The sequence below is a fragment of the Butyricicoccus sp. AM05-1 genome (assembly GCF_003474415.1).
Taxonomy (GTDB): Bacteria; Bacillota; Clostridia; order Oscillospirales; family Butyricicoccaceae; genus Agathobaculum; species Agathobaculum butyriciproducens.
Genome location: NZ_QUDG01000009.1, coordinates 52,397 through 67,047, shown reverse-complemented (window position 1 = coordinate 67,047; position 14,651 = coordinate 52,397). Strand labels below are relative to the sequence as shown.

At 56.4% G+C, this 14,651-nt stretch carries 5 protein-coding genes; all 5 read right to left on the bottom strand.

Annotation, left to right across the window (positions count from 1 at the left end; genetic code table 11):
* Position 1: 1 nt before the first annotated feature.
* Positions 2-1,372 (bottom strand): MFS transporter, encoded by a 1,371-nt coding sequence (locus tag DW088_RS11985; RefSeq protein ID WP_118360906.1) that lies wholly within the window; start codon positions 1,370-1,372, stop codon positions 2-4.
* Between the two features lie 215 nt (positions 1,373-1,587).
* Positions 1,588-4,035 carry a GH39 family glycosyl hydrolase gene (locus tag DW088_RS11980; RefSeq protein ID WP_118360904.1) on the bottom strand — a complete coding sequence of 816 codons (2,448 nt, stop codon included), beginning with the start codon at positions 4,033-4,035 and terminating at the stop codon, positions 1,588-1,590.
* Positions 4,036-4,344: 309 nt separating this feature from the next.
* Complete coding sequence (locus DW088_RS11975; protein WP_118360902.1) at positions 4,345-13,689, bottom strand: InlB B-repeat-containing protein; 9,345 nt, start codon at positions 13,687-13,689, stop codon at positions 4,345-4,347.
* A complete protein-coding gene (locus tag DW088_RS11970) occupies positions 13,686-14,084 on the bottom strand; it encodes a hypothetical protein (RefSeq protein WP_118360900.1) in 399 nt (132 codons plus the stop codon). Before DW088_RS11970 ends, DW088_RS11975 begins: the two co-directional genes overlap by 4 nt.
* A complete protein-coding gene (locus DW088_RS11965; RefSeq protein ID WP_118360898.1) occupies positions 14,081-14,434 on the bottom strand; it encodes a response regulator transcription factor in 354 nt (117 codons plus the stop codon). Before DW088_RS11965 ends, DW088_RS11970 begins: the two co-directional genes overlap by 4 nt.
* Between the last annotated feature and the right edge of the window lie 217 nt (positions 14,435-14,651).

Here is a 14,651-nt window from a genome sequence, read left to right as displayed (position 1 = left end):
GTTACGCCGTACGGCCGGTGAGATCCTTCATAATGCCGTCGTATTCCTTATCCAGATGGTAAACCAGCATAAGGATGATAACCAAGGCCCATGCGATCATGTTGCCGTAAATGTAAAGGTTCTTGACCATGCTTATTGCGGAGGGAATCTCCACTTCCAGACCGGTAAAGCCGGAAATCTCCATCAGCTGACCAACAAGCCAGCCTGCAACGCCGCCGCCGAACTTCTGGCCGACAGTGAATGCGGAGAAGATGAGGGCCTGTACACGGATACCGGTCTTCCAGTGACCGTACTCGATAACATCAGCCAGCATGGTGAAGATGCAGCCGTAGAACGGGGCTTCGCCGATACCGCGCATAACAGCAGCGGCCATAACCATGGTCATATTCTGCGGTGCAAACAGGACAACAACCTGACCGAGTACACAGAGTACAGCGCCGAACAGAACCAGATTGCGCTTGCCGAACTTCTTGATGAACGGGGCAAGGCAGATGATAGCGATGATCTTCGGAATATTCTCAAAACTCTGCATAACGCCCATGACTTCGACGTTACCCAGCATATACTGTGCGTAGTAAGTAGCAACGGTGCCGTTTACGTTCTGGTACAGAGCAACGGCGATCATCGTGAGTGTAAGAACGATGAAATACTTGTTTTTCAGGGTAGCCTTCAGGCGCTGTGCGAACGGCATAGCCTCGGCTTCCTTGGCTGCATCAGTGTGGAAACGCTCCTGACAGCCCTTGTAGCAGAACAGCAGCATGAAGAAAGCGACGATGGAGTAAATCGCGCAGACCGTGATCCATGCCTGCTGACCGCCGCCGAGCATGTTGATGAACGGCAGGGTGAGTGCGGTAACAATCAGGTTACCGATCGGGGACATGGCCATGCGGAACAGATTGAGTTTGGCAAGGTCATCGTCATTGCGAGTCATCATCGGTGCCAGATTGGAATACGGCAGGTTGAGTGCGGTATATACGCCGGTGGTGCACAGGTTATAGGTGATGAATACATAGATCGCCTGCACCATCGTGCTTGAATGTGGCGGCACGCAGAACATCAGCACGGAGGCAATACCGTAAGGTGCGGCCATCCAGAGTATCCACGCACGAGCCTTGCCCTTCGGGGAGTTTACCTTGTCTACAATCTGGGCGATCAGCAGGTCGCTGATACCGTCAAATATACGAGATGCTAACAGAATCGTTCCGACAAGTGCCGCAGACATGCCGATTACGTTCGTGTAGAAGTATACGATCAGACTGGAGGTGATTGCAAATACGACGTTGCAAGCGGTGTCGCCCATGCCGTATGCGATTTTTTCCATCAGACTGGTTTTGAATGAGGTGTCATTCATTGAAAGCTGTTTTTTCGTCATTTTCCTTACCACCTTTTTGTTCAGAATCGGCTGCGCAGCGTTTCTGTTTGGGATTTGACTATAGTATAGTACGAAATAGGAAGAGAAAATACAGGATATTCATTTTGGATGTAGCGATATATTTTGTATTTGTTCAGAGGGAAAACGGCGGTTCTGTCGCGCAATGTGAAATGACAGATAGAAAAAAGTCAAAAAACAGATATTTCGCAAAAGCTTTATGGAAAATTCATCTTTCTGATGCGGAACAGCCGGACTTCAAGCGGCTGCAGTGCGGTCTCGAGCCGCAGCGCGGTATCCACCTGCTCGGTGGTCAGCGTGCGGTGCGCGGAAGCGTGCTCGGTCAGATATTGCAGGAAGGCTCGGTCAGGGGAGGGCGGTGCGCCGGCGGCAAGCCACAGGTCGAACGAGGAACCCGAGGTACGGGTAATTTCCTGCTGCTCAATCCGGTACAGGCCGCGTCCGAGAGCGGGAAATGTGATCTGAAACCGCACGACCTTGCCGCTCTCGAATACCGAATAGGCATCCTCCGGATGCTCCAATCGGCGGTAGCGATAGCGGTAAATGTTGTCGTAATGGGTGTAATTATATAGAATCAGCTGCCATTCCCGTTCACTTTGGGTGAGATACCAGCCGTCGCCGGAGGCAATGCAGGTATTACCCAGCTGATTCATCAGGCGCAGTGCTTCAAGACCGCTCTTGGGCACGCCGTTGTAGGTGAACAGACCGTAGCCGCCGTGGTACATGGAATCGAAATTTGCACGCTCGTCCATCAGGTCGGAGAGGGTCCAGTAGCCGAAGGAAGAAACCGCATCCATGTTTTCGCAAATGTTCTTTACCAGCCAGACGGATTTGTAGCAGGTGTCGCTCGAAAGGTCGCGCTGCCATAGTGTGGAGTTCCATTCCTCGATGAAAATCTCCATGTCGGGCAATTCAAATTCACGGCAGATGCCGTTGAGGTCATAGAGGAAGGTTTTAACGAAATTCGTATCCTTGGATAATACGGACGGGATAGACTGCTGGCTGAGCGTATAGCTCATAAAATTTGCATCGGTGGACGAAGATTCATGCGGATGGCTTTGCACGGTCAGGAAATCCGGCAGACAGTCGTGGGCTGTGGCATACTGCAGAAAGACACGCATACCGCGTGGGTCCCATACCACACTGGACATGGCGCCCGGGCCGCCGAATTGCAGCCGTGTATCGACAGCTTTGACCGCACGGTACACGCAGTCATACAGTTCGAGATATTCCTCCATGGTCATGCAGTCGAAGAACACATAGTTAATCTGAAAGGTAGAGAACTTCCACTGGGATACCTCGTCCCAACCGTATCGGCAGATTGCATGCCGCAGAATAGCTTCAACCAGTGCGCCGAATGCTGTGCAGTCCGCACATGCAGCGGTGATCGAGCCGGTCTCGAAGATACTGGTCTGTGCTTTCGCCAGTTCCCGGGGAATAAAGCTGAATTCCAGGAACGGGCGCAGTCCCTGCTCAAGCACAAAGTCAATTACCATATCGAAGTAGGTGAAGCAGCACTTCACTTTGCCGTTTTCCATACCCTGATAGATGTGAAGCTCCTGATCGAGCATGCCGTGGAACCGCAGATAGCGGAAGCCGATCTCCTGCTGGATTTTGATAATCTGCTGTTGAACAGCGGCGGTCAGCAGATGCTTGGCGTATCCGGCGTTGAGCAGGGTTTTCCACGTATGACGAAGCCTGCGCGGCTGTACATTCTCATCAACCGTGATGTACCGCGTTTCGTGCGGCAGTTCGCGCTGCGGATCGGGCGGAACGGCAAACTGCAGCAGATAGGAAACGCCGTCCTGCAGTAAAGTTTCCTCGCCGGATGGGTCAGCAGCGGCTTTCTGGGTGGCATGCTGGCGGTATTGCCGCGGTGTCAGGCCGTGTTTCTGACGAAAATTTTCGATGAAAGCACTGGCGTTGTGAAATCCGCAGTCGTAGGCGATCTGAGTAATGGAATGATCCGTGCTGCGCAGCTGCTTTTCGGCGTGTTCCAGACGCAGCCCCATGACATACTGGGAGTAGGTCATATCCAGATTCTGCTTGAGGAATCGGGACAGATAGCCTTCGGACAGAAACTCGCGTGCAGCAAGCTCGCGCAGGGAAATATCCTCATTCCAGTTGGAATGAATATGATCCATGATGCGCTTCATACGGCGCATGGTCTCCTCGCGCTTGGTATTGTTTTTTGGCACATCGGAAATGAGAAAATGCGCTGTCAGCAGATCAACGAGCTTGAGTACATTGGTGACAATACCGGAGGCGTTCTGCTCCGGGTTCTGAAAGAAATCCTGAAAAATCGTTGCAAATAATACGCGGATGGTCTGGTACTCCTGCTTTTCATTCTGGCTGGAGGCGTAACAGAAGCAGACGTTCTGTCTGCTCCAGCTGGCAAGCTGCAGCAGATTTTCGGGGATCTGCATGGCGATCATCTCGGCATTTTCCGAGCAGTTCACCTGATATAATTCAAACGGGTTGACAACCAGCAGCGCGCCTGCGGGCATGGAGTACTCGGCGGACTGGTATCGGATTGAGCTGTTTCCGTGCAGCCCGAAAAACAGCGTCAAACCGCTGCTGAACTCTGATCGGCAGATCTGGTCATGAAATGCCTGAAAGATAATCTGTTCCCGTTTGGTGCGCATGGCTGTTCCTGCTTTCTGTCGAATGTAGTGGTTTTATTGTAGCATACGGCTTCGGAAAAGTACAAGTGCGGCCTCGCGCGGAGCATAGAGACGGCACAAGTCTATTATAAAAAAGCTGCCCATGAGGTAGCTGTCTATAAAGCGGGTTTTGAGAAACAAATACTATGGCAATTGCCGGACAAGGGTTGCTGACAAAAGGGATATGTACCGTATGATATACTATCTAACAGATGGGGTGATTTTATATGCGAAAAGGAGCAGTATATAACTGCTCCTTTTTCATGCCATCCGGCGTATTTGGTTTTACTTTTAAACGATTTTCTCGCACCAGCGCTGCATGATTGCGGCGATCTCGGCACGAGTTGCGGCGCCGGTTGGGGCAAGAAGGTTGCCGCTCTTGCCATTCAGCACGCCTGCGCCGACAGCCCACTGCAATGCGGGAATTGCGTACTCGCTTGCCTGCAGGGCATCTGCGTAGCTGAGAATGTTGGTGTCCTCGCCTACGCTTACGTCAATGCCCTTGCTCTGTGCGTAGCGGTACAGGATTGCTGCCGCTTGTTCACGGGTGACGGCTGCATTCGGTCGGAACGTGCCGTCTGCGTAGCCGGTTACGACCTTGTTTGCCGCTGCCCAGCCGACCGCCTTGGCGTACCATGCGTCCACCTTAACGTCGGAGAAGCTTGCAGAAGCGCTCTGCGGCTTGCCCTCCAGATTGAACAGAATCTGCACAAGCATACCGCGCGTCAGATTGCTGTTCGGTGCAAAGGAAGTGCCGGAAACGCCGTTCATTATGCTGTGCGTCAGCACATAGTCGATGGATACATGATACCACTTACCGGTGTCAACGTCCTTAAACGGTGCCGACGGGCAATTCTTGCCACCGTCACACGGCTTGGTTTCGCCAGACGCGGCAAACGCCACATTGACCTTGGAGGACGGCATCTTGAAGGCGTATTTGCCGCTGCCGAGGTCGGTCAGCGCAACGGACTTACCGTTTGCGTCCGTAACGGTCAGCGTACCCTCGCCGGAAACGGTCAGCGTTACGGTGTCGCCTGCCGCCGCCTTAGTCTTATCCGCTTTGACGATGTTCGCCAGCGCGGACGGGATCACAACATCGTAGGTGGTCGGCGCAACGGCTCCGCCGCCGCCACCGGTGCCACCGCCGCCACCGGTGCCACCGCCGCCGCCGGAGGTACCGCCGGTGCTCTTAAAGCTTGCGCTGACGGAAACCGCTGCCGCATCGACCTTGTAAGTGCCGCCCGGCTGCTTGGTCGCGCCGGAAACGGTCAGCTTATCGAGTGTGTAGCCGGTTGCCGGCTCTGCGGCAATGGTGAGTATATCGCCTGCCGCCAGCTTTGCGCCGTCTGTCAGAACGGTGTCGCCCAGCTTGACCGTCAGTGTGCCGTTTTGCGGTGCGGTAATGGTCAGAGGAACCATCGAATAGATGTCGGCCTTAAACGTGATAGTGCTGACAACCTTTTCCATGCGGATGCTCCAACTGCCGTCTGTCTGCAATGCGCAGCGCGTTACCGTACCGCCCTGGAAATCCAGATTGCGGATCAGATATCCATCTGCGGGGCGCATTGTAAATTCGATCGTGCCGCTTTTGCGAATCTGACGTTCCGTGCCGTAATCATGGGGTGTTCTGGAACTTGTGCGGAAGGTATACTTTGCGTTGTCGGCAGGCAGATCAAACAGTGTTACGTTCTCAAAATCCACCTGCACCTTGCTGTTTTCGGTCGGAGTGAGCGTGAAAGTGTTGGAGAGCTCATCTGCTGCCGTGCCGTTTAACGTCCACGCCTGAACCATCTTACCGGAATCCGGTGCGGCGGTCAGCGTCAGCGGAGCGCCCTTGGGTACCTGAATGCCGCCGGAGGCGTCAATGGTCGTGCCATCCGCGCGTTTAACGGTCAGCTTGCCGCCGTCACCGCAGACGGTCGTAAGCGTCACCATCTGGCTGACGCCGAATGCTGCGTCAATGGTGTGGTTCTCCGTCACGTTGTTCAGGTTGAGTGTCAGCGCGTTGCCTCCTGCTGTGCCATCTAGCGTCCAGCCGGTCAGATATGCGCCGCTGCTCGGCTGTGCGGTGAGAACAACCGCCGCATGGTGCGGAACGGTCAGCGTGCCGCCAGTAATAGCAACGTCTGCACCGTTTATCTTGGCGGAAACCGCGCCACTGCCGCTGATATTGACGGTGACGGTGTGTGTCGGAATCGGCACAAAGCGGACGTAAACCGAGGTGTTGCCGGTCAGCGGGTCAATGGCATAGGTTGTGCTTTCCGCCGTACCGATGGCAGTGGTGCCTGCCGCGTCTGCGTACCAGTTTTCGACCATGTAACCCGTATCGGGCACTGCCGTAAACGCAACGCGCGTGCCGGATTTTGCCTTGCCGTTCTCGTCCGGACCGGAAACGGACAGCGTGCCGTTGTCCTTGCTGTTTGTCGGAAGAATGCCGTAGGTTACGGTGTATTCCGCGTCCGCGATTTCGTAGCACGCAATGATTTCGGTGTCCTCGGTGACGGTCAGGGTGTAGGTCGTTGCATCGGGTTTGTGCATCGTGCCGTTTACCTTCCAGCCGATGAAGGTGTAGCCGCTTGCCGGTGTGGACGCGGTGAACTTGATTTCCGTATCACCCTTGACGGTGCTGCCGCTCGTCAGCGATTTATCATTCGTAATGCCGCCGCCGGTCTGCGCCGAGAAGGTCACTTCGTAGGATTTGCGCTCAAGCTTTACGCGGATATCCGCGCCTTGTGTTGCCGAAACGTCACAAGCGAGGCTGCTGCCGGTATACGGCTTGCCGTTTTGCTCGTAAACGGCGCCGTTCAGCGTCCAGCCTGCGATTTTGTAGCCGTCATCCAGATTTTCGACCGTTACGGTCAGCTTGCCCTCGGCGGTGACGTTGTTGCCGCTGGCAATGGCATCGGGTTGACTCATGCCGGCACGCAGGAAGGCGGCGGACAGGCTTGCACCATGACCGGTGTCGCTGTCTTCGGCAATGCCGAAGGTAACAGCACTGCTGATCTCGGTGAACTGTACCTTGACCTCGTGCGAGGGATCGCTATCCGTGATGTTGAGCGTCGGTGCGCCTGCCTGCTCGGTGCCGTCCAGATACCATCTCTGCACCTTGTAGCCCTGATTGGGCTGTGCGGTGAACGTAACCTCCGAGCCGCTGAGAACTTCATTGCCGCTCCGGAGCTCGGTTTTCGTGCCGTAGCGGGTCGCAACTGCGGAAAGCGTACCGTTTTCGCCGGAATTGTCGTCCTCCGGTGTGGTATCCACAACCGAGAAGGCAATTTTCGCGGTCGGGATTTTCTCAAACGCAACGGAAACAGTCACATCCTCGGTGATTCCGTCGGCGTTCGGTGTATAGGTGTACGTCTGGTTATCCGAGTTTATAACCGCCGAACCGGAAACATCATTGTCGTTTACCGTCCAGCCTGCAACGCGATAGCCGCTCTCCGGCTGTGCGGTGAAGGTCAGCGCGTCCTTGCTGCCGCAGGGCAGATAGAAGCTGCTGCCGGTATGCGAGTCGCAGGTCAGCGTGCCGTTTTCACCTGCCGAAAGCGTGATTTTCGGCTGCTGACGGAAGGTTACGACCAGAGCAGCGTTGCCGTTCAGCGAGGGGATTTGATAGGTACCGCTTGCGGTCGGCGTAACGGCGTTGCCGTTCAGCTTCCAGCCGGCAATCTCATAGCCGGTGTTCGCCTTGGCGGTGAACTGAATGGTCGAGCCTTGAAGCTGGCTTTCGCCGCTCGTCAGCGCACCTGCGCCCAGCTTGACCGCCGATACCGTACCTGCCGCATCGGTGATTGCGGAGCCGTCCGCCATCTTGCCATGAAAGGATACGGTATAGCGGTTGAGTGCGGTGCATTTTACAACGAAGGTGGTGTTCTGGCGCAAATCATGCAGCGCCATGACGCGGTTATCGGTGCTGAGCGTGCCCTCCGTGTCGGGTGTTGCCGTCCACGAATCCACCAGCAGACCGTCCGGCGGCGTCACGGTGATGACCGGATTTTCTCCGGTGTGTGCCGTATAGGTGAATACACCGTTCATGCCGGTCAGCTCGGTGCCGCCGACCGAGACTTTTGCGCCGGTCAGCGGATTGCCGTCATTGTCCACCGGCTTAATGGTCACAACCGGCCGGCTGTTTGCGACAAAATATACGGTTACTGTCACATTCTCGGTGAATTTATCGAATGTATAAGTGCTGCCGGTGTAATTGTGCGTGCCGTCTGCGGTTTTGAGCGTGTTGCCGTTGACCTCCCAGCGATCGACCGCATAGCCGTCCTTGGGCTGCGCCGACACGCGGATGGTCTGACTGTAATTGACGTTTCCGCCCGAGACAAACGCACTGCCGAGTGCACCGTCCGTCAGGTAATTCGCGGTCACGCTGCCGATGGCGGTGCTGTCGGCTTTGTACGTCAGCGTGCTCGTACCGGCGGTGAAATTCACGGAAACATCTACGTTTTCGCTCAAACTGTCAATCGTGTAGCTGATGGCATTGTAGTAGGAGTCGCCCTGACCTGCAAGGTAGGAATCTCCAACCTTCCAGCGGCTGACGGTGTAGCCTGCCTTGGGCTGTGCGGTGAACGTCACCTTGCTGCCTTTGGGCAGGCTGCTGCCGCTGGAAACCGGAAGCACTGCGCTCGCGGCATCCGCCTGATAGGTGATGGAAACCGTGCCGTTGGTATCGCCCTTGGCGTTTACGGTGTAGCTTTCGCCGGAAAGCGTGTAAACCGCGTTTTTCAGCAGGATATTGTACTTCTCCTGCAAGGATTGAATCTTCTGCGAATCCTTTAGCGCGATATAGATGGGGTATTTACCCGGAAGGGCTGCGGTGGTGCCTTCGGAGGTCAGCGTGTAGTCCGTACCCGCCGTTAGGGTGTCGTTGTCCCATGCCGCAAGACCGGAAAGCACTGCGGCGTCAGGCGTGCGGGTGTCGTTCAGCGCCTTGCTCGTGTCGGCAGCGGACAGCGTGAGCGTGCCCTTGCTTACGATAATAACCTTGGAATCGGTAAGATTCTGACAGGTTGCGGTAATGCGGTAGTTCGTCACCAGTTTGGGCGTAAATACGTCGTTTTCGAGGGTATAGTCTGTGTCGGATACTGCCGAAACGTACTTGCCGCTTACCAGCTTTTCCACCTTATAGGTCGCTGTGGCATTCTGCGAAGTGCCATTTTGACTGGTCAGCGTTGCGGCGAGATTTGCGCTCTCACCGTAGGTGACGTTCGCGGGTGCGGTCAGCGACAGCACCGAGCGGTCTGTCTTGTTCAGAACGAAATAGACATTCACGGACGCGGTGCTCGGCGCGTAAACGTCATCGCCGGAGTACATGGCGGTGATGGTTGCCGCGCCCTCACCCTTGGGGGCAAAGCTGCTCAGAGCGGCTTTGCTTTCGCTGACAGGTACGGTAAAGCTCTGACCCTCAATGCCCGCACCGGAAATCGTAAAGGTGACGGTGCCGGTCATGCCGGTCGGCTTGCTGCCGTTTTCCCATACCGAGGCGGCAAGTGCGTAGGTCAAACCGGTGATATTTTCGGTTGTCGTGTTCGTGCCGGCGGTTTGGGTGGCCTGATAAACTGGTGCCAGCGTGTTGACGTCCGTTCCGTCGACAAGAGTGCTCGCATAGCGCAGCGTAAACGGCAGGTAGGTCGTGCCGCTGTCCTTGGTGTACAGATATGCGATTTCGCCGTTTCCGTTCGCCTCGTAGAAGGTGTAGCCGGAATACGCGCTGTCGGTCGGCTGGAATTTGTGTACAGCGGTGTACGATACGCCATTATAGGGAATAGAGGTGCTGTCACTGACCGGATTGCCGAGCGCCAGCGTTTTCGTATCGGTTTTGCCGTCTGCGTCCGTTTCGGTGATGACCGCCTGCGGTCCTTCGGATTGAATATCCAAAGCGCTGCCGATTTTGTCGGCGGAAAGCGCCGTGTCCTTATCCAGCAGACCATTGGTAAGCGCCGGCGGGGTACCGTTATAGGCGTAATACGCCGCACCGTTAAACCAGAAAAATTGGTTGCCGCCAGAGAGCAGGGAATAGGTCTTATCACCGCTCGTCAGCGTTACCGCCTTCTGACCGGTGACAGTGGTTCCCACACTGGTCGTCAGCGTGCCGCCGGACAGCCAAACAGTGTCGTCCTTCGGTGTGATTTGAATGCTGGTCGGCACGCGGGAAACGTCCAGTGCTGCAGATTTGGTGTACAGCGAACGGTTTTTCACATACACGCGGCAGCGGTATGCATAGCCGTTCATCTCCTCTGCAGCGGTGATGGTGAGCGACGGGCCGTTCGCGCCGGAAACACCGGTGCTGTTTTTCAGTTCGCGCCACTGCGACTTGCTGTCGGTCGTTTTCACCTGCCACTGATAGCTGACCGGCTTGGCGCCGCTGTCATCGGTGTAGGTCGCGGCGGTGGTGAAGGTCGCAGTTTTACCTGCGGCGGTCGAGGCGTCCTTCGGGTGGGTGGTGATCTCAAAATTCGCCGTACCGTTCAGCGTAGTAGCGTAGGCGATTGGGCTGTCGATACTGCTGCCCTTGGTTGGGCTGACCGCGCGTACGCTGAACCGGTAATCGGTGTTGGCATCGAGGTCGGTCACCTGATATTGTGTTACCGTATAGGGGACTGTTGCGATCTTGTTGTATTCGCCATGCTGGTCAATCATGCTGATCTCGTAATATGCTGCGCCGCCGCTGGATTCCCATTCCAAATCCACCGTGCTGGTGCTGACCTCGGTAACGGTCAGATTCTGGGGCATTCTGGGTGGCTGCTTGACGTTTTTGACCTCGTAGCCGACGATCCAGACCGGTGTTCCGTCAAGCTGCGCATTGTTGACGATCAGCTTCCATTCGAAGCCGTACTGCGTTGCCTCAGCAGGCAGGGAATCGACCGTGCCGGAGAACGCCGTGCCGTCCGCGCTGGACTTGCTCCAGCCGCCGCCTGCGCCGGTGCTGCCGGTCACGCCGACATAGCCCTTATTGCCGAGCAGTGCGCCGCCGCCGCCAACCTTGTAGTTCAGCTCCAGATTAAAGGCGTGGCTGTGTTCTTTGCCGGTCGTCTTGGTGATCTCCTGCGTGGTATCGGCAGTGGTGCTGCTTGCGCCCGTGTGCGCATAGGCACCGTTAAAGGCAAACTCGCGCGTACCGGCGGGTTGATTAGCATAGGTTTCCGGTTCACCGGGCGTGGAGTAAAGCAGATTGCCGGAAATCGGCTCCAGCCCCTTGGTTTCCGCGGCGATCTCGTCATAGCTTTCCACATCGAGCACCGCAACGGTCGGATCGAGCGCTGCGGGCAGGATGGTAGTGCTCCACTGCTTAATGTCCGGGTCGTACATCTCATAAATATAGTACTGATACGGTATGGTGTACACAACAGCCATATCGCCGCCGCCTGCCTGCGCGTTGTAGGTGACGGAGTGCTCGATTTCGGTCGATTCTGCGTAGTCATAGCTGTAGCTTGCGGACAGCTCAACCTCGTATTCGCCGCCGGCGAGCGCCTGTACCTCGAGCGAGTGATATACGCCGAGCGCCTGCGAAACGCTTGCGGTTTTTGTGTCGCCGGTGGATTTGCTTGTGCCGTAGGCGGTGCCGCCGTTGCCGATGTAGTCATACGTTTCGTTGAGGTCGGCAAAGTACGGCGTCGCCTGCAGGACTGCGTATACCTCGGGATTGGTGTATACCGTATAGTCGGCAACGTAGCGCATGGTGATCGAGTCGTTGCCGAAATCCGGCAGCGCAAGGCTGACGAACGTGCCCGTATTGTCATTGCGGCGGCTGGATTCCGCGATAACGCCCTCCTGCGTGCTGTAGAATATGTGGTTTTTGGTGTCGTTGGACGCGCCGCTCTTTTCGCCGGTCAGATATGCCGCACCGAGGTCCATCCAGTAGTAATCATCGCTGCCGTTGACCGGCTCCTTGCGGTGTACGCCGGCAACATAAACGAAGGATTCGCGCCATTTGTTGTACTGATCTACCGCACTTTTGTCGGATGGGTTGCTATCCACTACGCCCGCCTGCACATCGCTGATCCAGACCTGTTCCTTGGCCTTGTTCTTGCCGTTGATGTTGACCTGCGAGGTGCATACGCTGACGGACGAAAGCTGGGTCGTGATACCGCCGGTAGTGTCAAAATCGTAGATTTCTCCGCCGAGCAGTACCTCATCGTTGCTGTTGTTTGCACCGATGCCCTCCATATCCGCGCAGCCGAGTGCGATAGGCGCATGGACCGGACGGTAATAGTCCTCATCCGGGTCATCAATGTAGCTTTGCGCGATTTTCTTGCCGCTGTCACCGAGTGCCTGTGTGCGGTACTCGGACAGCTTAAACTTTTTCGACTGCGGATCGTAGTAGGCAAAGCGGTACGCAGCGGTCGTATACGCGCCGGAGTCATGCGCGGAAGAGGCGTTATTGCTCTGATAACCCGCTGCGATGAGCACCGTACCGGTGATGCCGGTATCCGGCAGGGAGAACGTGCCGAACGCGCAGTTTGCGGATACCATCGCCTGCTCGCCATCGGCAAGCGATACGGTATCCAGACCGCTGACCGGCGTGAGCGTGCCGGATTCCGCAGTGAATACGGTCAGGTGCGCCGCCGAGGCCACATTGCTGTTGTCGGTCGGTGCGGATGCGGTAACGGCAATTTCCTCCTTGCCGTCGCGGTCAAGGTCGCCGCCGGCAAGCGTCACGACCGGGATTTTCTCGATCTGCCACTGCCACTGCGTTGCCTGCTGGTACGCGGAGGCTGTTCCGGCGTTGATCTTCAGCTGACCGGTGCGTTCCATGGAAGCGGTGTCGAATACGTCCACATAGGCGTAGCGCGTGCCGTTTTCGTCTTTCCAGCGCCCGGCGTAGACGAACAGCTCGTCCTTGCCGTCGCCGTTCACATCTGCTGCGGCAACGTCCATGATGGCGTCCATTTCCTGCACGTAACGGCGGGTGAAGTACGCCATGCCGTCGCCGTAGGTCATTTCTGCGGTGACGGTCGGGGAGAGCGTACCGGCAGAGGAGCGCTTGCCGTTATCGTTTACCTTAAACAGTGCGAGTTCGAATTTACCGTCGTACTTTTTGCTGCCGATGGTGGTTTTTTCGCCGCGACCGTAAGCACGAAGCTCGGCAACGTAATTATCCTTGCCGTCGCCCTTGTTGAACGCGGTGCTGGTGGCATAAATGCCGGAAAAGTCGTTATTGTTGTAATCGGTCAGGTTTCTGCTGTTCGAGCTGAGCTTGCTGGCGTAGGTGTTACCGTATTTGCCCAAGCCGAGCCCGTAGCCGTTGACGGCATAGCGGATATACGCGCCGTCCAGATTGCCCTGCACATTGCTCTTGTTGTCGCCGTCCCATACAGCGGAATCGCGGTTGTTGGTCTCCATGCGGTCGAAGCCGTCCCGGATGAGGTAGCGGTTTGCCTGCGAACCGTTTGCCGCAACATAGACCTCGCTGGCGGTGAACGCCTGCGAAACATGTTTCTTGCTGTACGGTGCTGTCAGAGACGCGCCTTTGTCCTCGGCATTGAGCGACAGACCGAGCGCCGCATAGGTGCTGCTGTCGATCTCGCGCTCCGGTATATTGGCTGCCGCTGCCTTTGGCAGTACGATCTGCGGCAGCATTGACAGCAGCAGCGCCGCTGTCAATGTCAAGCTGATCCCTCTTTTGTGTTTCATTCTGTTATGCCTCCTTTATTGTATTCTGGCTGCTGCCGCAGCAGGCGGATGAGCTCCTGTGTGATTTGATTGGGTGGGACGGTATCGGGCGGTCCCACGGGATAGAAGTGTACGCCGAGTCGCCGCGCTTCTGTGGAAAACTCGGGTCGGCGGCACAGCCACAGTATGCGCTCTCCGGGCAGATGGCTGCACAGAAAATCGCACGCGGTCAGTCCTGCCGCGCCTTGATAACCGACTATTGCCAGCCGAATCGGTACGCCGTCCCGCAGAGCATAGGCAAGCCGAACGTCGCCGCGCCGGTCGGGTGCATCGACAAAATACAGCACCGGACAGCCACACGCCTGTTCTGCTGCGTGGAATTGCTCGCGGTCGATGCCGCAGCAGGCAATATTCATGCAGATTCCCTCCTCATGGTGTTGATCGCGCTGCGCAGTGCCGCGGTTGAAGCATCGCGCAGCAGGAATGCCGTCACGCGATATCGGAATGCGAACACCGCGTATTCCATCTCATCTGCAATCCAGAGGATAGGCAGCAGCGGCGCCCGCTGCCGCAGCTCGCGTACCGCTGTCAGACCGTCCGGACCATCCAGTGCCACAACTGCCGCATCGTAGGCGGCGGTGCAGCCGGAGAGCGCGGAAAGCGCGTTGAATTCATCAACCGGCAAAGGCTCTTCGGGAACAGCAGCGCACAGCCGCGCCTCCCACAAGTCACCGTCCAGATATCGTGCCAGCAGTGCCAGATGCATGTGTTCTCCTCCTCATCAGTACGCAAAATTTACTCACAAATCGCTCTTGTTCAATTATGCGGGATTGCCATAAAAAGCCGGACTCCGTATCGAGTCTGGCTGATTATAGTAAACTACGCTGTCCAGCCCGCGGCAAGCGATTTTACCGAACGGCTGCTTTTAGCGACCAAACGGTTGCTCGACCGCGTTGTTTTTGTGCTATAATGAAACTGGGATA